The organism is Pseudocitrobacter corydidari (assembly GCF_021172065.1).
GTDB classification, from domain to species: Bacteria; Pseudomonadota; Gammaproteobacteria; order Enterobacterales; family Enterobacteriaceae; genus Pseudocitrobacter; species Pseudocitrobacter corydidari.
This window is the reverse complement of the sequence record NZ_CP087880.1, coordinates 1,374,773-1,394,868: the sequence shown is the minus strand read 5'-3', so window position 1 is coordinate 1,394,868 and position 20,096 is coordinate 1,374,773. Positions and strand designations below refer to the sequence as shown.

21 protein-coding genes are annotated in these 20,096 nt (G+C 51.5%); 10 read left to right on the top strand and 11 right to left on the bottom strand.

Annotated elements, in window-relative coordinates; all coding sequences use genetic code 11:
* The first annotated feature begins 30 nt into the window (after window positions 1–30).
* From G163CM_RS06430 to G163CM_RS06415, 4 genes are all read left to right on the top strand, one after another.
* A complete protein-coding gene (locus G163CM_RS06430) occupies window positions 31–1,011 on the top strand; it encodes a C4-dicarboxylate TRAP transporter substrate-binding protein (RefSeq protein WP_231827295.1) in 981 nt (326 codons plus the stop codon).
* Window positions 1,012–1,055: 44 nt separating this feature from the next.
* Window positions 1,056–1,541: a TRAP transporter small permease gene (locus tag G163CM_RS06425; RefSeq protein ID WP_231827294.1), complete on the top strand. Its 486-nt coding sequence runs from the start codon at window positions 1,056–1,058 to the stop codon at window positions 1,539–1,541.
* Window positions 1,532–2,809, top strand: a complete 1,278-nt coding sequence (locus tag G163CM_RS06420; RefSeq protein WP_231827293.1) for a TRAP transporter large permease — start codon at window positions 1,532–1,534, stop codon at window positions 2,807–2,809. Before G163CM_RS06425 ends, G163CM_RS06420 begins: the two co-directional genes overlap by 10 nt.
* Before the next feature lie 157 nt (window positions 2,810–2,966).
* The gene (locus tag G163CM_RS06415) at window positions 2,967–4,427 is read left to right on the top strand and encodes a mannitol dehydrogenase family protein (protein ID WP_231827292.1); all 1,461 of its coding nucleotides are present in this window, start codon (window positions 2,967–2,969) and stop codon (window positions 4,425–4,427) included.
* Window positions 4,428–4,673: 246 nt separating this feature from the next.
* Here G163CM_RS06415 and ydfZ read toward each other — a convergent pair whose 3' ends face one another.
* Window positions 4,674–4,877 (bottom strand): putative selenium delivery protein YdfZ, encoded by a 204-nt coding sequence (gene ydfZ, locus G163CM_RS06410; RefSeq protein ID WP_015964447.1) that lies wholly within the window; start codon window positions 4,875–4,877, stop codon window positions 4,674–4,676.
* 295 nt (window positions 4,878–5,172) lie between these two features.
* Here ydfZ and G163CM_RS06405 point away from each other — a divergent pair, with 295 nt between their 5' ends.
* Window positions 5,173–5,607, top strand: a complete 435-nt coding sequence (locus G163CM_RS06405; RefSeq protein ID WP_015964446.1) for a universal stress protein — start codon at window positions 5,173–5,175, stop codon at window positions 5,605–5,607.
* 39 nt (window positions 5,608–5,646) lie between these two features.
* On the opposite strand, the gene G163CM_RS06400 is transcribed toward G163CM_RS06405, so the two are convergent.
* Entirely contained in the window at window positions 5,647–6,333 is a 687-nt protein-coding gene (locus tag G163CM_RS06400) for a GntR family transcriptional regulator (RefSeq protein ID WP_231827291.1), read from the bottom strand.
* Between the two features lie 93 nt (window positions 6,334–6,426).
* The gene (gene ydfG, locus G163CM_RS06395; protein WP_015964444.1) at window positions 6,427–7,176 is read right to left on the bottom strand and encodes a bifunctional NADP-dependent 3-hydroxy acid dehydrogenase/3-hydroxypropionate dehydrogenase YdfG; all 750 of its coding nucleotides are present in this window, start codon (window positions 7,174–7,176) and stop codon (window positions 6,427–6,429) included.
* Window positions 7,177–7,300: 124 nt separating this feature from the next.
* Between ydfG and dcp the strand changes: the two genes are divergently transcribed.
* The gene (dcp, locus tag G163CM_RS06390; RefSeq protein WP_231827290.1) at window positions 7,301–9,346 is read left to right on the top strand and encodes a peptidyl-dipeptidase Dcp; all 2,046 of its coding nucleotides are present in this window, start codon (window positions 7,301–7,303) and stop codon (window positions 9,344–9,346) included.
* Between the two features lie 63 nt (window positions 9,347–9,409).
* Here dcp and nqrE read toward each other — a convergent pair whose 3' ends face one another.
* Window positions 9,410–10,009 (bottom strand): NADH:ubiquinone reductase (Na(+)-transporting) subunit E, encoded by a 600-nt coding sequence (gene nqrE, locus G163CM_RS06385; protein ID WP_231827289.1) that lies wholly within the window; start codon window positions 10,007–10,009, stop codon window positions 9,410–9,412.
* Window positions 10,010–10,730: 721 nt separating this feature from the next.
* Window positions 10,731–11,723, bottom strand: a complete 993-nt coding sequence (gene ftrA, locus G163CM_RS06380) for a transcriptional regulator FtrA (protein WP_231828337.1) — start codon at window positions 11,721–11,723, stop codon at window positions 10,731–10,733.
* A 103-nt stretch (window positions 11,724–11,826) separates the two neighbouring features.
* Here ftrA and G163CM_RS06375 point away from each other — a divergent pair, with 103 nt between their 5' ends.
* The gene (locus tag G163CM_RS06375; RefSeq protein ID WP_231827288.1) at window positions 11,827–12,246 is read left to right on the top strand and encodes a rhodanese-like domain-containing protein; all 420 of its coding nucleotides are present in this window, start codon (window positions 11,827–11,829) and stop codon (window positions 12,244–12,246) included.
* A 9-nt stretch (window positions 12,247–12,255) separates the two neighbouring features.
* Here G163CM_RS06375 and ydeE read toward each other — a convergent pair whose 3' ends face one another.
* Window positions 12,256–13,446, bottom strand: a complete 1,191-nt coding sequence (gene ydeE / locus G163CM_RS06370; protein WP_231827287.1) for an efflux MFS transporter YdeE — start codon at window positions 13,444–13,446, stop codon at window positions 12,256–12,258.
* A gap of 197 nt (window positions 13,447–13,643) precedes the next feature.
* On the opposite strand from ydeE, the gene eamA reads away from it, so the two are divergent.
* A complete protein-coding gene (gene eamA / locus G163CM_RS06365) occupies window positions 13,644–14,543 on the top strand; it encodes an O-acetylserine/cysteine exporter (RefSeq protein WP_231827286.1) in 900 nt (299 codons plus the stop codon).
* 33 nt (window positions 14,544–14,576) lie between these two features.
* Here eamA and marB read toward each other — a convergent pair whose 3' ends face one another.
* The 3 genes from marB to marR are packed head-to-tail and all read right to left on the bottom strand — an operon-like array spanning window position 14,577 to window position 15,662.
* Window positions 14,577–14,795: a multiple antibiotic resistance protein MarB gene (marB, locus tag G163CM_RS06360; RefSeq protein ID WP_015964436.1), complete on the bottom strand. Its 219-nt coding sequence runs from the start codon at window positions 14,793–14,795 to the stop codon at window positions 14,577–14,579.
* Between the two features lie 30 nt (window positions 14,796–14,825).
* Window positions 14,826–15,209, bottom strand: coding sequence for an MDR efflux pump AcrAB transcriptional activator MarA (gene marA, locus G163CM_RS06355; protein WP_108474241.1), 384 nt, complete (start codon window positions 15,207–15,209; stop codon window positions 14,826–14,828).
* A gap of 18 nt (window positions 15,210–15,227) precedes the next feature.
* Window positions 15,228–15,662, bottom strand: a complete 435-nt coding sequence (gene marR, locus G163CM_RS06350) for a multiple antibiotic resistance transcriptional regulator MarR (protein WP_015964434.1) — start codon at window positions 15,660–15,662, stop codon at window positions 15,228–15,230.
* A gap of 240 nt (window positions 15,663–15,902) precedes the next feature.
* On the opposite strand from marR, the gene G163CM_RS06345 reads away from it, so the two are divergent.
* The gene (locus tag G163CM_RS06345; protein ID WP_015964433.1) at window positions 15,903–16,574 is read left to right on the top strand and encodes a MarC family NAAT transporter; all 672 of its coding nucleotides are present in this window, start codon (window positions 15,903–15,905) and stop codon (window positions 16,572–16,574) included.
* 39 nt (window positions 16,575–16,613) lie between these two features.
* Here the strand turns inward: G163CM_RS06345 and G163CM_RS06340 are convergent, their stop codons facing one another.
* A complete protein-coding gene (locus tag G163CM_RS06340; RefSeq protein ID WP_231827285.1) occupies window positions 16,614–17,813 on the bottom strand; it encodes a sugar transporter in 1,200 nt (399 codons plus the stop codon).
* A gap of 199 nt (window positions 17,814–18,012) precedes the next feature.
* Between G163CM_RS06340 and G163CM_RS06335 the strand changes: the two genes are divergently transcribed.
* A complete protein-coding gene (locus G163CM_RS06335; RefSeq protein ID WP_231827284.1) occupies window positions 18,013–18,819 on the top strand; it encodes a PhzF family phenazine biosynthesis protein in 807 nt (268 codons plus the stop codon).
* Here the strand turns inward: G163CM_RS06335 and G163CM_RS06330 are convergent.
* Window positions 18,803–20,083: an SLC13 family permease gene (locus G163CM_RS06330; protein WP_231827283.1), complete on the bottom strand. Its 1,281-nt coding sequence runs from the start codon at window positions 20,081–20,083 to the stop codon at window positions 18,803–18,805. The genes G163CM_RS06335 and G163CM_RS06330 overlap by 17 nt on opposite strands.
* Window positions 20,084–20,096 lie beyond the last annotated feature (13 nt).

Sequence of the window (20,096 nt, the reverse complement as noted above, 5' to 3'; positions counted from 1 at the left end):
TGAGATAATTATTTATTAAAGGATGAAACAATGAATATCAGCAAGCTTTCAGGATTGATCAAAACCATCTGTATTGTTCCGTTTTTGGCCGCTGGTGTGAGTTGGGGCGCAGAGTCACTGAACGTCAGTACATCGCTGTCACCTGATGATCCTATTTATAAAGGATTGCAGGCGTTTAAAAAAAATGTTGAGAGCAGAACGCAAGGTGAGTTGAAAATAAAGCTGTTTTCCAGCGGTCAGTTAGGTGCTGATAATGAATTGTTACAGCATGCGCAAGCGGGAAGTAATGTCGCGGTGCTTGTTGATGGAGCAAGGCTGGCGCAGTTTGTGCCTGAAATGGCCATTATTCCTGCGCCGTTTGTTTTTAAAGATTACGCTACGCTGAAGAAATTTATTGCCAGCCCCGTGTTTGCCGGGTGGAGTGATAAAATGGCTAAGGAGGCCGGGCTTACCCCGCTGTCATTCAACTGGTATCAGGGGGCCCGCATGCTGGTTACGCAAAAGCCCATCAGCAAACCGACAGATTTAAACGGTGTTCGCGTGCGTGCGCTGGAAGCGCCCATCACCATTGAAACCATCAAATGTATGGGGGGATCGCCAACGCCGTTGTCATGGTCTGAAATCTATTCGTCGATTCAGACCGGCGTCGTGGATGCTGCCGAGGCTCAACCAACCGCAGTATATGGTTCTAAGCTTTATGAGATCACCAAAAACATCACCAAAACGAACCACATTCATTTAATGACCGGGCTTATCGTTTCACAGAAATGGTTGTCCAGCCAAACGCCAGAAATTCAAAAAATTCTTCATGAAGAGGCTGAAAAAAATGGTGATATAGCTTCAGAAAATACCATTAAGGCCGGGGATGTGATGCTGGCTGAAATGGCGAAAAAGGGTATGACGATTTCAGATGTTGATGTTAAACCTTTTATCGAAAGCTGCCAGTATGTGCCCGAAAAATTGGGGTTAAGCAAAGCGAAAGAACAAGTTGAATCGGTTATCCAACAATAATTTTATCAGCGGGGCTTAGGCCCTGCTATTTGATGGAGTTTACGATGAATCTTTTGCGTGAATTTGAACTGGCAGCAGCCAGAATAGGCCTGGTCGCGATTGTGCTAATTATTCTGGCAGGTGGCGTAGCGCGCGCGATAGGGCATCCTATTATCTGGTCGCTGGAAATTGCGATGGTGTTATTTGCGTGGGTTAGCATATTTGCGATTGACTATGGTTTTCAATCCAGACGGCATATTGGTATTGATGCGCTGGTAAATTTATTTCCACAGAGAATGAAAAGAGCTTGTCTCTGGTTTAATGAGTTGCTCATTCTTGGTTTTCTGCTTTGCGGCGTCTGGTACGGTTTTAATTTCACATGGACCACGCATCACCAGGTGCTGCCGGTAACGGAACTGTCACTGGCCTGGTTAAATAGCGCTGTTCCAACCGGATGCCTGCTGATGGTTGTCACGTCGGTGTCCTTTCTCATATCAGGATGCCGTGAAGAGGAGAAAAGCAAGCCGGACATGGAGGATGTATGCTTATAACCGCTTTGTTATTCGTGGTATTACTCATTATTGGTATGCCCGTTGGCATGGTTATCGCTATTTCGAGTTTGAGTTATTTCTTTACTGCCGATTTTTTACCAATAGGTATCGCGTTTCAAAAGTTTTCCGCACCCACACAATCATTTCCCATCCTGGCGACACCGCTGTTTTTGCTGGTTGGAAACTTGCTGAATAAATCGGGTGTGACAAGCCGACTACTGGACTTTGCCCGTGTGGTATCAGGCTGGATGGTGGGTGGGCTGGCACAAATCAACGTTTTGCTGGCGTGCTTGCTGGGCGGCGTTTCGGGTTCGGCGACGGCGGATGCCGCGATGCAGTCCAGAGTATTGGGCCTACCCATGATTGAGAGAGGATACCCAAAAGCATTCAGTGCAGTGGTTATAGCTTTTAGTTCACTTATTACTGCGACAATCCCACCCAGTATTTTGTTGATTCTGTATGGTTTTGTGGGCAACGTTTCCATCGGCAAATTGTTCATTGCGGGGATATTCCCAGGATTGTTGCTGACCCTCATTCTGATGGGCACCAACTACGTGCTGGCGAAAAAAATGAATATCCAGCCAGAAATGGCATCAAAGCCAACGCGTGGTGATGTCTGGAATAGCTTTAAAAATAGTTTTTGGGCGTTGATGTTTCCGGTTGTGTTGATCGTGGTGATTCGTTTGGGGATTTTTACCACCACGGAGGCCGGGGCATTTATCGTCTTGTATTCCTTCATTATTGGACGCTACGTCTACAAAGCGCTCAGCAATGAGGCGCTGTGGGAGGTATTAAAGCAAACCATCAATGATATTGGCGTCGTAATGCTGTTGATTATGTCTGCTGCGATCCTGGGGCATATCACGATTCTTGATCAAATACCGCAACAGCTGGCTGAGTCCATTCTGCAATTTACTGAAAATAAATACGGTATTTTGCTGCTGTTACTGGCGCTGATCACCGTGGCGGGAATGCTGTTTGACGGTAGCGTCATTATCTTGCTGCTGACGCCTATTTTGTTACCCATTGCCATTGAAGCGGGTTTTGATCCCATTCACTTTGGGCTGATCTTCGTGGTACTCACCTTGTTGGGCGCAAACACGCCGCCGGTGGGAATTTGCATGTATACCGTCTGCGGGATCCTGAATTGCAGTAGCGTGGCCTTCGTTAGGGCATCAGTACCTTATCTGATCGCATTCTTCCTGTTTATCGCGCTGCTGGTGATTTTCCCTCAAATCACGCTCTTTCTGCCTGAAACGCTGATGTAACGTGCAGTGACAGCTATCACAATAAATTGTATAGCTGTCACACAACTTAAAAATCATGTCATACCAATCGCCAATAAGTTAACTCAAATCAAAAACACGCCAAATGAACTCGTTAATCTAGTATGGCAATCAACGTTCTCTACAGTGAGTCAAAAAGATGCAAAATAAGCTATTAGCCGCTAAGGCAACTCTCCCGACCTTTGATCGCAGCAAACTCGTGCCGCGCATTGTCCATCTTGGCTTTGGTGCTTTTCACCGCGCCCATCAGGCTATCTATGCAGATATCCTTGCCACGGAGCACGGCAGTGATTGGGGTTACACCGAAGTTAACCTGATTGGCGGCGAGCAGCAGATTGCTGATCTGAAGAACCAGGACAATTTATACACCGTGGCAGAGATGTCTGCCGACGCGTGGACTGCGCGCGTAGTTGGCGTGGTCAAAGAAGCCCTGCACGCGCAGGTCGACGGTCTGGAAACCGTACTCGCGAAAATGTGCGAACCGCAGGTGGCGATTGTCTCTCTGACGATCACTGAAAAAGGCTACTGCCACTCTCCGGCGACCGGGCAATTGATGCTCGATCATCCTTTCATCGCTGCTGATATTGCAAACCCGCATCAGCCTAAATCTGCACCGGGGGTCATTGTTGAAGCACTGGCGCGTCGCAAAGCAGCGGGGCTACCAGCATTTAGCGTGATGTCTTGCGACAACATGCCGGAAAACGGCCACGTGATGCGCAATGTCGTTACCGCATATGCCCGCGCGGTGGATGCAGACCTGGCGGCGTGGATTGAACAAAACGTGACGTTCCCGTCTACGATGGTTGACCGTATCGTTCCGGCGGTCACTGCCGATACGCTGGATAAAATTGAACAACTGACCGGCGTGCGCGATCCGGCAGGCGTAGCTTGCGAACCGTTCCGTCAGTGGGTGATTGAAGATAACTTCGTTGCAGGCCGCCCTGAATGGGAAAAAGCAGGAGCGGAACTGGTTTCTGACGTTATTCCATTCGAAGAGATGAAACTGCGCATGCTTAATGGCAGCCACTCCTTCCTGGCGTATCTGGGTTATCTGGCGGGCTATCAGCATATCAATGAATGCATGGGTGATGAGAACTATCGCCGCGCGGCACACGACCTGATGCTGAAAGAGCAGGCCCCGACGCTGAAAGTTCAGGGCGTGGATCTCTCTCGCTATGCCGATCTGCTGATTGAGCGTTATACCAACCCGGCACTGCGTCACCGTACCTGGCAAATCGCGATGGACGGCAGCCAGAAGCTGCCGCAGCGTATGCTGGATTCCGTCCGCTGGCACCTGGTACATAACAGCAGCTTTGCGCTGCTGGCGCTAGGTGTCGCTGGCTGGATGCGCTACGTTGGCGGCGTGGACGAGCAGGGCGACGCTATCGAAGTGTGCGACCCGCTGCTGTCGGTGATTCAGGCGACCGTTGCGCAAAGCGAAGAGGGCGAAGCCCGCGTGAAAGCGCTGCTGGGTATTGAGGCTATTTTCGGTAAAGAACTGCCGCATGAAGCGAAATTCGTTGAGCAGGTGACGAAGGCGTATCTGTCTCTGCTGGCGAAAGGTGCGAAGGCGACGGTTGCGGAATTTGCCAACGCCTGATGCGGCGATGTGCCCGGTGGCGCGTTGCTTACCGGGCCTACAATCTGGTGTTGTGCGGGTTTCGGAATGCCGACATCGGCTGCGGTTGTTAACAGGCCTACGGATATGCACTTTCTTCGTAGGCCGGATAAGCGCAGCGCCATCCGGCAAAATGCAGGCGCAATATTTCAATTGGGGAATTTAACGCAGACAGGAAAATCATTATCGGGCGGCCTCAGAACAAGACCACCCGAATTACACCACTAATTAGTGCATGCCGAGACGAATAAGCTCAATCGGCTCGAACTCTCCGTCACAACCATCAATCTCAACTGTTTTGCTGCGGCGCACCTGGGCAGGTGTCATACCGTCTGCTTTAATCGCCTTGATAGTGCCGGTTTTCCCGGTACCATTAATCATTACACGGCTGCCAGTAGTAATTGCATTGCGGTTACGATCGTAAGTCATCATGGTGTTCTCCTTTCTTTCATATCGAAGCCGGTTACAAAATGGGATGTGGCAACGACGGGTTCTATAAATACGCCTATCCATAAAAAATTAAATTGTTTTTGATCAATTACACGATTTTTTTAGGGAAAGGGTGGCCTATACATATCTACAGGTTAGTTAAGAGTAGCTGAAGTAATGGACGAACCTTTGCAAAGGTGAATAGTTTAACGAAGAAATCATTGTGGATTTGTTTAGTTTAAATATGGCATTGTTACCTTGCTGCAATAAGGTTCCTCTGGAATAAGGAGATTGGGCTATGTATAAAAAAATATTGATGCCTGTAGATGTTTTTGAAATGGATTTGAGTGACAAAGCATTGCGCCACGCGGCCTGGTTGGCGGGTGAAGAGGGGGAGATCACGTTGGTTAATGTACTGCCCAACAGCAGTCGTTCGTTATTACGCGGATTTGCCTCTGATATCAAAAAGTTTAATGCGTTTATGTCGAACGAGTCGGAAATTAAAATGAAGCGTCTGATGAAGATGCTGGATATTCCCGCCTCGCGGCTGCGTACCGAAGTACGGTTTGGCAATATTCGTGATGAGATTATCGCGATGAGCAAAACGGAAGGTTACGATGCCATTGTTATCGGCTCACGTAGCCCTGGCGGCACAACCCACTTACTGGGTTCCAATGCTGAGTCGATTCTGCGTCATGCCGCAATACCGACCATGGTCGTCAGAGAGTCCTGAACAACATAAAAGCCTTCACCCCTGTGTGAAGGCTTTCTGTTACTCCTCGCTAAACCAGTCGAGTTTTTCCTGTCGAATTAACTGCACAGATTCACTGATTTCCTGCAAATGCTGCGTCATCGCTTTTTCCACTAAATCCGGATCGCGCTTTTCCAGTGCATGGAAAATATCGTGGTGCTGCGCCAGCAGCATATCCGGGGAAGAAACGTGGTCGAGGCTCATATAGCGCACGCGGTCGATCGCCGCTTTAATATTCTCGATGGTATCCCATGCCAGCTGACAGTCGGCAATCATCGACAGCAACTGATGAAATTCATCATCAAGCTGGAAAAAATCATTATGCTGGAGCCGGTCGATGGCAATACGCTGCTGGTGAAGGTTTTGTTCCAGCTGATAGAGCTGTTTATCGGTGATCATGGTCGCCGCCCGACGCGCCACTGCACACTCAATTGCCTGACGGACAAAACACCCATTGCGCACCTGCGACAGCGATATTTTGTTTACATAGCTGCCGCGCTGAGGGCGAATCTGAATCAGGCCATTTTCCGCCAGTTTAATAAACGCTTCGCGAACCGGCTGGCGTGAAACGTCAAAGCGCATCGACACCTCTTTTTCAGAAAGCGGCGTTCCTGGGGGGATCAAACAATGCACGATATCGCGGCGTAAAATGCGATAAATTTGCTGGTTGACGGGCTGTGTTGGGTTGAGTTGTGTTTCGGCGGCCATTGATTCATTCTTATTCGCTGATTTTGGCCTCTATTTTACGCTTTTTTTGCTGCTGAGCCCATACCCGACGGGCGTCGGGCAGGGCTAAAAACATCAATTTTGACGGTGAACGCTCAGGCCTGCGTAAGTCTGGCTAACCGGCATCATTTCAACGGTGTTGATGTTGACATGTTTTGGCAGTGTCGCCACCCACCAAACCGCTTCGGTCACATCTTCCGGCGTCAGTGCATTGGTATTTTCATAGGTTTTACCTGCTTTCGCATCATCACCTTTGAAACGCACATTGGAGAACTCGGTACCGCCGACCAGGCCCGGTTCGATATCGGTTACGCGAACGGCAGTGCCGTGCAGATCGGTACGTAAATTCAGGCTGAACTGACGCACGAACGCCTTGGTTGCGCCATACACGTTGCCGCCTGCATAGGGCCAGCTTCCGGCGGTGGAACCAATATTGATAATATGACCGCGATTGCGTTCAACCATTCCCGGCAACACGGCGCGGGTCATGTACACAAGGCCTTTGTTGTTGGTGTCGATCATGTTTTCCCAGTCTTCTACGCTGGCTTTGTGCGCCGGTTCCATGCCCAGCGCCAGCCCGGCGTTGTTTACCAGAATATCAATCGCCTGCCATTGCGCGGGCAACTGGCTGAGCGCTTCTTCAATTGCGGCGCGGTTGCGCACGTCCAGTTGCAGCGTTAACACGCTATCGCCGAGCTCCTCTTTTAACACCTGCAGGCGCTCCTGGCGGCGTCCTGTGGCAATCACTTTGTGCCCATTGGCGACAAAACGACGCGTAATGCTTTCACCAAAACCTGCCGTTGCCCCGGTAACCAGTATGATCATCTCTCTGTTCCTCAACGCTTTTTGTGTGTTATTACGATAGCACGCTCTTTTCCATCGCGGGAAGTGATTGCGGTCTTTCCGGGGGTTGCCTACTCTAAGGGAAAGTCATCTCAAGGAGTCGAACATGTTGGCCACCAACCCATTCTTTGCCGCCAGTACGCTGCCGTATCAGGCCCCCCCATTTAATTTGATCAGTGACAGCGACTATCGTCCGGCATTTAACGAAGCCGTGAAACGTAAACGCGAAGAGATTGGCCACATCGCGCAAAACCCGGAACCAGCAAGCTTTGAGAATACGTTCATTGCGCTGGAGAAAAGCGGCGAGCTGCTGACCCGCGTGACCAGCGTTTTCTTTGCGATGGCTGCGGCACATACAAACGATGAAATCCAGCGTCTGGATGAGCAATTTTCGGCAGAGCTGGCAGAGCTTTCAAATGATATCTATCTTGATGATGCGCTGTTCAGCCGCGTAGAAGCGGTCTGGCAGTCACGTGATGAACTGTCTCTGGATGCGGAATCACGTCGTCTTGTAGAGGTAATCTATCAGCGCTTTATTCTGGCGGGCGCCACGCTGGGCGCGGATGAAAAAGCACAGTTAAAAGCGCTGAACACGCAGTCCGCCACGCTCAGTAGCCAGTTTCATCAGCGCCTGCTGGCGGCCACAAAAGCGGGTGGGCTGGTCATCGAAGAACCTATTCTGCTTGATGGTCTGAACGCAGAGGAGTTAGCCGCTGCTTCGGCCGCGGCACAGGATCGCGGGCTGCACAACAGCTGGCTGCTTCCCCTGTTGAATACGACTCAACAGCCGTTCCTGGCGTCTTTGCGCGACAGGCAAACGCGCGAAAATCTGTTTAAAGCCGCATGGTCACGTACGGAAAAGGGCGATGATAATGACACGCGCGAGCTGGTGTTGAAGTTGGTCGACATTCGCGCAAAACAGGCCGCCCTGTTAGGTTTTGCGGATTACGCCAGCTGGAGTATGGCCGATCAGATGGCGAAAACGCCGGACGCTGCGCTGCATTTTATGCGCGAAATCGCCCCCGCAGCCAGGGCGCGCGCCGAGCGAGAACTGGCGGATATTCAGCAGATTATTGATTCCGAGCCTGCGCCGTTTGCGGCGCAAGCCTGGGACTGGCTCTATTACGCTGAACAGGTCCGCCGCGAAAAATACGCGATTGATGAAGCGCAGATCAAACCCTATTTTGCACTCGATCGTGTACTGATTGATGGTGTGTTTTGGGCGGCCAGCCAGCTGTTTGGTATTCGCTTTGTCGAGCGCTTTGATATTCCGGTTTATCATCCCGATGTGCGCGTTTGGGAGATTTTCGCCGAAAATGGTGAAGGTATTGCGCTGTTTTACGGCGATTTCTTCGCGCGCGACAGTAAAAGCGGCGGGGCGTGGATGGATAACTTCGTTCAGCAATCAACGCTGCTCAATACGCGTCCGGTGATTTACAACGTTTGTAACTATCCCAAACCGGCCACCGGCAACAGTGCGCTGATCGCCTGGGATGACGTCATTACCCTGTTCCACGAATTTGGTCATGCGCTTCACGGTCTGTTTGCCAGCCAGCGCTACGCCACACTTTCCGGCACCAGTACGCCGCGAGATTTTGTCGAGTTCCCGTCGCAGATCAACGAACACTGGGCCAGCCATCCGCAGGTGTTTGCCCATTATGCTCGCCACCATCAAACCGGTGAGCCGATGCCGGAAGCCCTGCGCGACAGCATGTTCCGTGCCGCGAAGTTCAATAAAGGCTATGATATGACGGAACTGCTCAGCGCGGCGTTGCTGGATATGAACTGGCATACGGTGACCGCGCAGTCTATCCCGCAGAACGTGGCGCAATTTGAAGCGCAGGCCCTACAGCAGGAAAATCTGCATCTCGCCGCGGTTCCGCCACGTTACCGTAGCAGCTATTTTGCCCATATCTTTGGCGGAGGCTACGCAGCTGGCTATTACGCCTATTTATGGACACAAATGCTGGCCGATGACGGCTATCTTTGGTTTGAAGAGCAGGGCGGTTTAAGCCGCGAGAACGGTGAATGCTTCCGTCAGGCGATATTGTCGCGCGGCAACAGCAGCGATTTAGAAGCGCTGTACCGCGACTGGCGCGGGCATGATCCGCTTATTGAGCCGATGCTGAAGAATCGTGGGTTGAGTGAGTAGTTCGGCCCCTCACCCCGGCCCTCTCCCTGTGGGAGAGGGTTAGGTTTAGGGTGATAGTTTTGCCTAAAGCGATATCCCCGAAAACGACATAAACCCCAGCGACATCAGCCCGGCGGTAATAAACACGCTGCCCAGCCCGCGCAGGCCTTTTGGCATATTGGCGTATTTCAGCTTCTCACGAATGCCCGCCAGCGCCACCAGCGCCAGCATCCAGCCGAGGCCACATCCGGCGCCGTAAGTGATGGACTCGCCGAATGTATACTCACGCTGCACCATAAAAATGGTCGCGCCAAAGATGGCACAGTGAATGGTCAATAACGGCAGGAATGCGCCCAGGGTGTGATGCAAGGCGGGCAGAAAGCGATCCAGCACCATTTCCAGGATCTGTACCAGTGCCGCCAGTACGCCAATAAAGGTGATGAAATCGAGAAAACTTAGATCCACCCCCTCGATCAGCGCGTTCTCCCTCAGCAGATGGGTATAAATCAGATTGTTGATGGGCGTTGCTACGGTAAGCAGGGCTGTAACCGTAAGACCAAGCCGAAAGGCGATATCGATCTTTTTAGAAATCGCCAGAAACGTGCACATCCCTAAAAAGAAATTGAGCGCCATGTTTTCAACAAACACTGCTCTGATAAAAATATTTAAATGAGATTCAAACACGACAACCTCCCTGTAGTGTTATTCACCCGCATTATAATTTATCTGACTGTGTATCAAATGTTTTTTATTTTTGATGTCTGTTTTTGTGATGAAAACACAAAAAAAAGCCCGCACAGGGGAAGGCGGGCTAAATCTGACAATGAATTATGCATTCTCGTCATCAATCCTGAAGGAAGATAACGCGGGTTATCTTACGCAAGATGCATTTCACGACAACCCGACATATTCGGTAGGTGTCTGCTGTTGATATCTATGTCTTTAGCATTCGTGCATTTCCTCACACCGTCTTTACAAATAAGCGCATTTATTGAAGTAACTCGCCATTCAGACTGCTACTATTGCTTTGTAACTTGTTGAGTTAACGGATTAAATTTCGACAATCTGCCGGAGGGTAGTATGAAAAAAAGTATGCGTAAAATTCGCCGTGGGATCACCTGGTCTAACACGCCTGAAAATCAAAATTTACAGGAATCACGGTCTGGCAGGATGTGGGCGGATCGTACAGCCTGCTGTAAAAGCAAAAAAGGCTGGAAAACAAATACGCTGAATGACGTATTTGTCGTTTAGCTTTCATTGAGGAAGCCAGTGCTAGGATGATTTTAGCAACAGTCGTCGTTACCACGGATGTCTACGAATGACTGTACTAACCAAAAACACAGATCTATCCATGCAAGCATTTTACCGTCAGTTATCTGACGGTTTTTTTTTGCCTGAAATAATATTATTCACCGCTGACCGTGAATTTTTTCCGCCAGGCGAGTGGGCTGCTTGCCAGATGCTGCTGAAAATGGCGACGCAGAGTCTTACCATTTACAAACCCTGCTTGCTCAGCCACGCGTTCCATGCTGATGCGCGTCGTCACCAGATAATGCTGTGCCCGGCGAAGGCGTTCGTCTAACAGCCAGCGTGCCGGTGTTTTTCCTGTTGCCTCCTGAAATCGGCGTAAAAACGTACGTTCACTCATATCCATGCGCCTCGCCAGCGAGGCCACCGTATGGTTTTCAGCAATATTCTGGTGCAGATAATCAAACAGCGAGCCTAACCGCAGGCTTTCGCGATCGCGCGCGACCGGGCGCTCAATCTGCTGTTTTTGTGCGCCGTCGCGATGAGGCTGGACCACTAAACGACGCGCAACGATATTCGCCGCATCAAGGCCGAAATCGAGCCGCACGACGTGCAAACAGAGATCAATCCCCGCCGCGCTGCCTGCGGATGTCATGACGTTATCCTGTTCCAGATACAGCACATCATCAACCACACTGATAGCGGGATAACGCTGCTGGAGTTTCTCAGTATAGCGCCAGTGGGTTGTGGCCTTTTTACCGTCCAGCAAGCCAGCCGCCGCCAGCACAAAAACGCCGGAGCAAATAGACATAATTCGGCAACCACGGGCATGAGCCTGACGCAACGCGTCGCACAGCGCGTCGGGAACCGGGGTTTCCACGCCGCGCCAGCCCGGCACCACAATCGTGTCAGCGTCCTTTAAGCGTTCTAACCCCCCATCCGTCATCATACGAACGCCGCCGAGGGCGCGCATTTCGCCGTCATCCACGGCGGCGACGGCGAAGCGATACCAGCTGTCACCCATCTCCGGACGCGGGAGGCCAAAAATTTCGACCGCCACGCCAAATTCAAACGTACAGAGCCCATCGTAAGCCAGTACGACTACCAGGGGAGAACCAGAGATTGTCACATTCTGGCTGTTTTCTGTCAGAAATGCGGGCGGCTTAAGGGGTAATGCCATGTTTATACTCGCGTTAGTGGATCCCGCAGACGCGGTGACAACATAGTGTTAACACAGACCAGGAGATGTGACTATGAGTTATGTAAGTGAATTTGCCGTAGCCCCAGCCAAAGACGCAATACGTCATTTTCGCCAGCGCTTAAGTATGGAAACAGACTGTGCCGATGTGCACGCCGCCATGCGTAATCAGGATGTAGACTTTGTGCTTCTGCATGCCGTTGGCAGCCCGGAAATGTTTGCCGCTCGACATATTCCCGGCGCGCGTCATTTACCTCATCGAGAGATGACGGCGGAGAGGATGGCAGCTTGGCCGCAGGAGACGTTGTTTGTGGTCTATTGCGCGGGCCCGCACTGCAACGGCGCTGACCAGGCGGCGCTGAAGCTGGCGTTACTGGGGCGTCCGGTGAAAGTGATGATAGGCGGAATGACCGGCTGGCAGGATGAAGGATATGAGTTTGCCGGTACACCTCAGCACGCGGAAATCGCGCGCTGAGGATGACGCTTACAGCGCGGTGAGCGCTTTACGCCTGCCGCTGGCGTTCATGCCTTTCAGCACCAACGCCCAGGCAATGACGATCGCGGCGATTAAAATCAGGAATAGCGACGCGGGCGGCATGTGCGTGAGAATTTGCCCGGTGAGCATGGGGTTCATCGCCGCGCCCATCCAGCCCAGCGCCTGTGCTGAGAAGTAGCTGGCTTTCATGCCCGGCGGAGCGATGTTATCAATCAACATGTATTCGCCGGGTGCATAGATAACCTCGCCAATCGTAAACACCGCCGCGGCGAGTCCCCAGTAAATCAGATTGTTGTCGGAATACATAAACCCGACCAGCCCCAGCACAAAGCAAACGGTGCCCAGCGTCATGAGCGGGCGCAGGTTTGTGGTACTGAGTCGGCGGCCCACCGCATACTGGAGTGAGACGACTATGGCGGCATTCACCGGCAGGATCACCGCGATCACTTTCTCTGCGAAGGTGCTGTCGGCCACCGCCAGCACATATTGCGAGAGGCATGAGGCAAACGACCCGCCTACGAAGGAGGCAAGCAGGCCCGATAGCGTGAACCATAATAAGGCTTTGTCACGCAATAATACCGACGGATCCCACGCCACCGGCGTTTGTTCGCTTTCACTGGCGAGTAGTCGTTGTACGTAGCGCTGAATCAGCATCAGCGGCAAGGCTGCGCATACGGCAGCCAGCAGGAAGGGCAGATTAATGCTGTACATCACCAGAAGCGTGCCGAGCGGTGGGCCAACCGTCCAGCCGATATTGAGAATGGTGTAGTTGAGGGAGAAGATCCGCGCCTTTTCTGTTGATGACAGGGCATCGGAGAACCAGGCTTTCAGGACGGTAGCGAACACCGAATAAGAGCAGTTAATCAGTGCGAAGAACAGCACCACCAGCGTAACGCTATTCACCAGCGGAATAGCAATAAACCCGGCGATAAACGCAACGATCGCCAGCAGCATATAGCGTTTCTTATCGAACTTATCCGCGAGAATGCCAAATCCAAGGCTAAAGATGACGCCGATAGTCAGCGCGATGGTCATGGCATAGCCGATGGTATCGACCGTCATCGCATATTTGCGCGTGAGGTAGATAGTCATAAAAGGAAGTGTTGCGCCACGTCCGATGGTCAACAGGAGCGACGACGCCAGCAGCGCTCCGGTGGCGCGCCGTAAAGATGGTTTCATTATTCGGCCTGACGATTTGTTATGTTTTCGTTGTGATGTGCCTTTTCAGAAATATCACGCTAACGCGTGCTTGTATACCAGAGGAAAGGGGATGCCTGCACATTTCACCCTGCCAAAAATAATGATCTGTTCGATCTTGCTATTTTTAGTTATGTTGAATCTGTTCACATAATTTTAATAAATCATTGAGGCAGGGTATGACACGTAAAGATGGGCTACTGGCATTGCTGGTGGTGGTGGCGTGGGGCATCAACTTTGTGGTGATCAAAGTGGGCCTGCACAATATGCCACCGCTGTTGTTAGCGGGATTACGCTTCTTACTGGTGGCGTTTCCGGCCATCTTTTTTGTGGCAAGGCCGAAAGTTCCCCTTCACCTGCTGCTGGGTTACGGCCTGACCATCAGCTTTGGTCAGTTTGCCTTTCTGTTTTGTGCGATCAAATTTGGTATGCCTGCCGGGCTGGCCTCGCTGGTGCTGCAGGCGCAGGCGTTCTTTACCATCATTCTCGGTGCGTTTGTGTTTGGCGAACGGTTACAGGGCAAGCAGGTGGCCGGGATTTCTCTGGCGGTATTTGGCGTACTGGTGCTGATTGAGGGGAGCCTGAACGGCCAGCATGTCGGCTTATTAGGTTTTATGCTCACCCTGGCGGCGGCGCTAAGCTGGGCCTGTGGCAATATCTTTAATAAACGCATTATGCAGCATGAAACAAGACCGGCAGTGATGTCGCTGGTGGTGTGGAGTGCGCTGATCCCGATTATTCCGTTTATGCTCAGCTCGCTGATGTTTGAGGGCCCGTCACTGATGGCGCAAAGCCTGCTGGCTATCGATCTCACCACGATTTTGTCGCTGGTCTATCTGGCGTTTGTGGCGACGATAATCGGCTATGGCATTTGGGGAACATTACTCGGGCGCTATGAAACCTGGCGCGTGGCACCGTTGTCGTTGTTGGTTCCGGTGGTGGGGCTGGCAAGCGCAGCGTTATTGCTCGATGAAACCTTATCTGCATTACAGCTTTTGGGAGCGGTGCTGATTATGGCTGGCTTGTTTATTAATGTCTTCGGTTTGCGTCTACCCGGCATGCGGGCGGCGAGGGGGTAAAGCAACGCCCCGCATGTGCGGGGCGGACACAAATCAGAGGCCACGCTGATTGTAGTACGGTACACCCAGTTCGTCTGATTTGTCGCTACCGGCATCCATATGATTAAAATCGAACGGCGACTGTTGGTTAGCCGACGGCATAATCATGGTGTCTCGGGCGTTGTGTTGCGTTGGTGTCAGGGTTTGCTCCGCATAACTCTGGCTGGAAACCAACGCCATAATAGCGAAGGCAGCGGAGGCGAACAGTTTCATGGTATTCCTCGATACGTCTTGTGCAGGCGATTAATAAGTACAGTGATTAAGCGGGAAGAGATAACGAGACTCTCCGTGCATATTGGTGACGCGATACTTGTGCGGCGGCACATCGAAATAGTTTTTAAAGGTTCGCGTCAACGTCTGCTGTGATTCAAAACCGTAGCGTTCTGCCAGGTAGAGAATCGGCTCATTGCTCTCTTTTAACTTCTGGGCAATCTCGGTCAGTTTGCGGGTGCGAATGTACTGACCTAAAGAGTGTCCGGTTTCCTTTTTAAACATCCGTTGCAGGTGCCATTTGGAGTAACCCGAGCGCTCTGACACTTTTTCCAGCGACAGGGGCGATTCAAGGTTATCTTCGATCCAGTCCAAAATGCTATGAATGGTGATAGCGTCAGTGTTGCGTCTGGACATCGTCTTACCTCTTTCTGTTTACGGCAAAATCTTTTTTAACAGAAGTTCAAGCGTTGCAACTTCGTTTGCCGTTAAGTTTTTTGTTAATTCCTGGTGCAGGTCCTGCCCAACAAGCTGATGACATTTCTCACAAATTTCAGCGCCTTCTGGCGTTAACTGGATAAGTACGCCGCGTTTGTCATGAGGATTCGGCAAACGGGCAATCCAGCCCCGGCAAAGCAATCGGTCAAGCATTCTGGTAAGCGCGCCCAGATCGACCGAAAGGATTTTCTTCAGCTCTACCGGTGTAATGCTGCCTTTGCAGCGGATAGAGCAGAGGACCCTGAACTGAGAGGAAGTAATGTCTTCAGGCGATAGATGCTCGTTGAGTAAGCGATCTTTTTTCTGATTAACCATGTGAATCAAATGCCCAAGCGGGATGATTTCATCGAAGAGGTCGCTTGTGATGTTCACAATGGTTGCCCTGGCAAGTACTTTAGTTGCGGTGGATATTATTTCTCACGCAATCATAAGTCAACTGAATGGATTAAGGGATGCCACGATTTGCTAAAACTCTGAACAGAGACTATCCAACTACAATTAAGAGGAAATTCTGTACAACGGGGTGACATAGCAAGAGATGCTGCGAAAACGCTATACTGCATCGCGTAGACTGCGAACTTATTCGTAAAACAGAGAAGGCTAGTATCTCATATGATTGAACTTTTTCAGGCAATCGGGCTTGGTCTGGTGGTGCTTTTACCGCTGGCAAACCCGCTCACAACCGTTGCCCTTTTTCTCGGATTAGCGGGAAATATGAACGCGGCAGAACGTAACCATCAGGCGCGAATGGCCTCTATTTATGTCTTCGCTATTATGATGGTGGCGTACTATGCCGGCCAACTGGTGATGAATACATTCGGCATTTCTATACCTGGCCTGCGTATCGCCGGGGGATTGATCGTCGCGTTTATCGGTTTCCGCATGCTTTTCCCGCAGCAGAAAGCCCACGAATCACCGGAAGCCTCCAGCAAATCAGAAGAGCTGGAAGATGAGCCGACCGCCAATATTGCGTTTGTGCCGCTGGCGATGCCGAGTACCGCAGGTCCTGGTACCATCGCGATGATTATCAGCTCGGCGTCCACCATTAAACACGGGGTCAGTTTCCCGGAATGGGTGGTAATGGTTTCGCCGCCGATTATCTTCGCGCTGGTGGGGATTATTCTGTGGGGCAGCCTGCGCAGTTCCGGGGCGATCATGCGCTGGGTGGGGAAAGGCGGCATTGAGGCCATTTCGCGCCTGATGGGGTTCCTGCTGGTGTGTATGGGCGTGCAGTTTATTATTAACGGCGTGGTGGAAATCATTAACACCTGGCCGGGCGCGTAATACAGGGAGCCGGGATTTTTAAGCCCGGCTCCCGAAACATCACGAGCGGTGCGCCTGCTCTTCTAATGACGCCGCGGGCCAGCGGCGGAATATAATGACAGCCCAAATCAACGCCGCAATGGCCGGAACCGCCCCGACGTAACCAATAGAGGCCATTGAAATGTGGCTACTTATCTGGCTTCCCAGCAGCGCACCCGCGCCAATACCAATATTAAAGATCCCGGAAAACAGCGACATCGCCACGTCGGTGGCATCCGGCGCCAGCGACAGCACTTTCACCTGCATTCCCAGGCCGATAATCATGATCGCAATTCCCCAGAAGACGCTTAATACCGCCAGGTGGCTGGCCTGATGAGACGCAGGTAACAGCAGCAGCAGGCAAATCAGCAGCAGGCCAATGGCGCTGGTGATGAGGCCAGAAGCGTGCAAATTACCCAGTTTCCCGAACAGAATGCTGCCAATGATGCCCGCGCCACCAAGGATCAGCAGCAGCATGGTGGCGAAATTCCCGCTCAGCCCGGCGACGTTTTGCACGAAGGGTTCGATATAGCTATACGCGGTGTAATGGGCGGTCACCACGACTACGGTCAGCAGATAAATGCTGACCAGCGCCGGGCGACGGAACAGCACGGGCAGGCTTTTCAGGGAACCCGAATGCTCGCTCGGCAGTTTGGGCAGCAGTTTAATCAGCGCCACCATGGTCAGCAGCGCGCCGATACCAATGGCCAGGAAAGTCGTTCGCCAGCCAAAATATTGCCCAACGACGCGGCCAATCGGAATGCCAAAAACCATCGCCAGCGCGGTACCGGTGGCAATCAGGCTCAGCGCCTGAGCCCGTTTTCCGGCAGGCGCCATGCGGATAGCCAGCGACGCGGTGATCGACCAGAACACGGCATGGGCAAATGCGATACCGATACGGCTGGCGACCAGCACGGTAAAGTTCCAGGCAAAGAAAGAGAGGAGATGGCTGGCGATAAACAGAACAAACAGGCCAATCAATAACTTACGGCGTTCCATCTGGCTGGTCAGCAGCATAAACGGCAGCGACATCAGCGCCACTACCCATGCATAGATAGTCAGCATGATACCGACCTGTGCCGTCGTCATCCCAAAGCTGTCGGCGATATCAGACAGCAGGCCCACCGGCACAAACTCGGTGGTATTAAAGATGAAGGCCGCGATGGCGAGCGTCACCACCCGGAGCCATGCGATGTGGCGCGAGACTGTGTTCGTTGTCATAGAATTTTCTGGGGTAGTTTGGAAAGGATGAGACGTGCGATCTTAAAGCCATTGCTGGTTGAATGACAATCATTTTGTGACTTAGATCTCATTTTGTATTGGTTAAATCAATGGCAGTCCCCGTGATTTTTTTACATCAGACTGCCGCAGTCCGCAGATTTGTGTCATTTTAACGATTGAACAGCGACAGGAGATCAAAATGCGGGAAATTGATATTTATCTGGTGGATGCGTTCAGTGAGCGTCCTTTTGAGGGAAATGCGGCAGCGGTATGTGTGCTGGAGAGCTGGCTGCCCGATGCAATATTACTGAAAATGGCCCAGCAGCATAACCAGTCAGAAACCGCATTTGTGGTCCAGCAACCGAGTGGTTTTGCGCTGCGCTGGTTTACCACACGCCAGGAAGTCAACCTGTGTGGGCACGCAACGCTTGCCACCGCGCACGTTATTTTTCAGCAGCTGCATTACCCGGAACGCACAATTCGCTTTGAAACCGCATCAGGCCAACTGACGGTCACGCGCGATGGTGAGTGGCTGACGCTTGATTTTCCCGTGGGCGAGACGCAACCCGCGACACCGCCTGCCGAGATGCTTGCCGCGCTGGGGATTACGGAGTATCTGAATGCACGTAAAGGCCGCGCCTGGGTTATTGAGCTTGAGAATCGCCAGCAGGTTGAGGCGGTGACGCCGAATATTAGCGCCATGATCCCCGATGAACATAAAGTGGCGATCACCGCACGTGGCGACGGCGCGTATGATTTTGTCAGCCGGTTCTTCTCGCCAGGTGAAGCTGTGTGGGAGGATCCGGTGACTGGCTCGTCGCATACTATGCTCATTCCCTACTGGGGCGAAAAACTGGGTAAAACGCAAATGCTGGCGCGCCAGGTTTCCGCGCGCGGCGGCGATGTGCGCTGTGAATGGCAGGGCAATCGGGTATTGATGGGTGGGAAAGCGTCCCTTTATTTGAAAGGAACGCTTTATTTTCCTGAGGTTACATTGGGAAGATAAAGACAGCGCCTGCGCATAACGCCAGAATACGGATGAGATACATGGGGATGGTGAAAATCCAAAATTCGGACATTTTGTATTTGCCCATTCCCATAATCATTGCTGGCATTCCGTCAATAGGCATATAGCCGCCGTTCCAGCCTGATATCGTTATCGCGACAGCAGCTGCCATCGGGCTTATACCTAATCCTGTACAGGCGGCAATGGCAATAGGGCCGAAAATGAAAATAGAGCCTATTGTTGAGCCGGTGAAGGTAGAGCAAGTGCTGGTTAATAACGCCAGAACAAGAATAAAGATGAACGGTGAAACGTTTGTTCCCAGAACCCCGGCTACAGCGTTACCGATCATCGCCGTCACACCTGTTCCCGCGAGTGCGTCAGCAACACCGATAACACATGCCGTCATGATAATTACCGGAGCGCCCATATTATCGCGTACCTCCTTAAAGTCGAGGACACCGATAATCAGTAAAAAACCTCCCGCCAGGCCTGGAATAATATAAGCAATATCGCCTAATGTGCTGATAAGCATCATGCCAACGACGCTGACGAAAAAAGCGCCGACAGTGCATTTTTCTTTCCAGGAAGGAAGAACATTTGCTGCATTTACTGATTGCGAGCCATCATTCTCAACGGTATCCGCAGTAGGGTGGGTTGGCAAAAAGCGGTAAGCAATTAAACTCCATGCAAAATATGCCGCTGACATAATTAGGTTAACCAGGGCAAATTTGATCATCGAAATTTCCTGGTTGATACCTGATGACTGTAATACGGATACAGTGACACCAAAAAGTAACGCCACATTAATCGGAATCAATGGGTGATTAGTAGCAAAACCTAATGGCATAACAAGTTTTGAGGTCGGTAGCTTCTGGCTATAAGGCAGCGATGCGATAAGCGACAGGATTAACACGTAATATCCCGTCGCACCCGTGCCCGCAAGGCTCGCGCCAAGCATGACGATCATCAGCAACAGTATATAGCTTTTAAAACCCCCGCGATTCAGATGTGACATCATCGCGGTTTTAATGCCCATGATAAGTTGTGTTTTTTGCAGCCCGGCCATTACCACCATAAAACCAGCAAGCATAATAACGGTTGAGTTAACAAAACCGGCGAAGGCCTGCTGAATAGTTGATACCTTGCATAACACCAGCAGTAAACAGGCAAGCAAAGGTGGTGCACCAAAGGGCATTTTGTCCGACATGATCAGCACGATCATCAGAACCAGTATTCCTAGCGCCAACATCATATCCATTGTCATTTTTTCTCTCCTT

Coding starts and splice junctions, on each gene's coding strand:
- G163CM_RS06430 (WP_231827295.1), top strand. CDS start 31: ATGAATATCAGCAAGCTTTCAGGATTGATCAAAACCATCTGTATTGTT.
- G163CM_RS06425 (WP_231827294.1), top strand. CDS start 1,056: ATGAATCTTTTGCGTGAATTTGAACTGGCAGCAGCCAGAATAGGCCTG.
- G163CM_RS06420 (WP_231827293.1), top strand. CDS start 1,532: ATGCTTATAACCGCTTTGTTATTCGTGGTATTACTCATTATTGGTATG.
- G163CM_RS06415 (WP_231827292.1), top strand. CDS start 2,967: ATGCAAAATAAGCTATTAGCCGCTAAGGCAACTCTCCCGACCTTTGAT.
- ydfZ (WP_015964447.1), bottom strand. CDS start 4,877: ATGATGACTTACGATCGTAACCGCAATGCAATTACTACTGGCAGCCGT.
- G163CM_RS06405 (WP_015964446.1), top strand. CDS start 5,173: ATGTATAAAAAAATATTGATGCCTGTAGATGTTTTTGAAATGGATTTG.
- G163CM_RS06400 (WP_231827291.1), bottom strand. CDS start 6,333: ATGGCCGCCGAAACACAACTCAACCCAACACAGCCCGTCAACCAGCAA.
- ydfG (WP_015964444.1), bottom strand. CDS start 7,176: ATGATCATACTGGTTACCGGGGCAACGGCAGGTTTTGGTGAAAGCATT.
- dcp (WP_231827290.1), top strand. CDS start 7,301: ATGTTGGCCACCAACCCATTCTTTGCCGCCAGTACGCTGCCGTATCAG.
- G163CM_RS06375 (WP_231827288.1), top strand. CDS start 11,827: ATGAGTTATGTAAGTGAATTTGCCGTAGCCCCAGCCAAAGACGCAATA.
- ydeE (WP_231827287.1), bottom strand. CDS start 13,446: ATGAAACCATCTTTACGGCGCGCCACCGGAGCGCTGCTGGCGTCGTCG.
- eamA (WP_231827286.1), top strand. CDS start 13,644: ATGACACGTAAAGATGGGCTACTGGCATTGCTGGTGGTGGTGGCGTGG.
- marB (WP_015964436.1), bottom strand. CDS start 14,795: ATGAAACTGTTCGCCTCCGCTGCCTTCGCTATTATGGCGTTGGTTTCC.
- marA (WP_108474241.1), bottom strand. CDS start 15,209: ATGTCCAGACGCAACACTGACGCTATCACCATTCATAGCATTTTGGAC.
- G163CM_RS06345 (WP_015964433.1), top strand. CDS start 15,903: ATGATTGAACTTTTTCAGGCAATCGGGCTTGGTCTGGTGGTGCTTTTA.
- G163CM_RS06340 (WP_231827285.1), bottom strand. CDS start 17,813: ATGACAACGAACACAGTCTCGCGCCACATCGCATGGCTCCGGGTGGTG.
- G163CM_RS06335 (WP_231827284.1), top strand. CDS start 18,013: ATGCGGGAAATTGATATTTATCTGGTGGATGCGTTCAGTGAGCGTCCT.
- G163CM_RS06330 (WP_231827283.1), bottom strand. CDS start 20,083: ATGACAATGGATATGATGTTGGCGCTAGGAATACTGGTTCTGATGATC.